This window comes from Actinopolyspora xinjiangensis, from assembly GCF_900104475.1.
Taxonomy (GTDB): Bacteria; Actinomycetota; Actinomycetes; order Mycobacteriales; family Pseudonocardiaceae; genus Actinopolyspora; species Actinopolyspora xinjiangensis.
Map to the genome: position 1 here is coordinate 38,891 of NZ_FNJR01000003.1, position 1,016 is coordinate 39,906.

Sequence of the window (1,016 nt, forward strand, 5' to 3'; positions counted from 1 at the left end):
CGAGCGGGCCATCATCTCCTACCTCGTCAGCGCCTACTACTCCGCGGCCGTACTCGTCCCCGACGCGCTCGGCGTCCTCGAACACGTCGAGATCGGCAGGCAGGACTGATCGAGATGCGGCCATTCGAACTGCCCGACCTCTACATGCCCTACCGCGCACGGTTGAATCCACATCTCGACTCCGCCCGGGAGCACACCACGAAATGGGCACGCGTGACGGGGCTGCTCGACGAAGAAACGGCATTCGAGGACCATGACTACGCCCTGCTCGGGGCCTACGTCCCCCCGGACGTCCCGGCCTCGAGGCTGAACCTGCTCGCCGCCACCGTGCGTCCCACCGGCACCGAAGCAGAGCTGGAACCGTTGGCCGACTGGAGCCTGTGGGCACGGTTCATCGACGGTCTCACCCCCGCTTCGACGGCGGTGAGGCACCAGCACCTACGACGACCGGCACGTTCGTTGACACCGGGGGCGGTGACCAGCCCCAACACCACCGATCCCGCCGAACGGGGGCTGGCCGAACTGTGGCACCGCACGCTTCGGCACTGGATCACCGGCGAGCTGAGCTGGTTGCTGGAGCCCGAGCGGCACCGGCACGACACCGTGACCACCACACAATCACCAGACGCGCGACCGGACCCGGTCGTGGGCGTGTTCTCGGCATGACTTCCCCGTTCGCGCGACACGTACCCGTGCTCCGAACAGCCCCGACGATCCACAGCGAACCAGATTGGTGACCGAACATCGTGACTGTCCCGAACCCGGACGCGGACCCGCTGCCCGAGCACTCCAGCCTGACCACCGAGGCCGCTCGCAACCTGGCGACGACGAGGAAGTCGGCGCCGCAGATGCGGGGGATCACCTCGCGGTGGCTGCTGCGGATGCTGCCCTGGACAGAGGTGGAAGCGGGCACCTACCGACTCAACCGGAGGTTGACGTACCTGCTCGGTGACGGGCGGTTGACGTTTACCAACACCGGCGCGCAGGTGCGGGTGATCCCGCAGGAGCTGCGGGAG

General features: G+C 67.6%; 2 protein-coding genes and 1 pseudogene. All 3 read left to right on the forward strand.

Translation table 11 applies throughout. The annotated features are described in order from the left end of the window. The coding region (locus BLQ75_RS24655; protein ID WP_425286438.1) for a hypothetical protein at positions 1 to 109 on the forward strand (109 nt) is incomplete at its 5' end. 5 nt (positions 110 to 114) lie between these two features. Then, complete coding sequence (locus BLQ75_RS05085) at positions 115 to 666, forward strand: hypothetical protein (RefSeq protein WP_092598571.1); 552 nt, start codon at positions 115 to 117, stop codon at positions 664 to 666. 80 nt (positions 667 to 746) lie between these two features. Continuing rightward, positions 747 to 1,016: pseudogene (locus tag BLQ75_RS05090) on the forward strand (Crp/Fnr family transcriptional regulator); the annotation flags it as partial.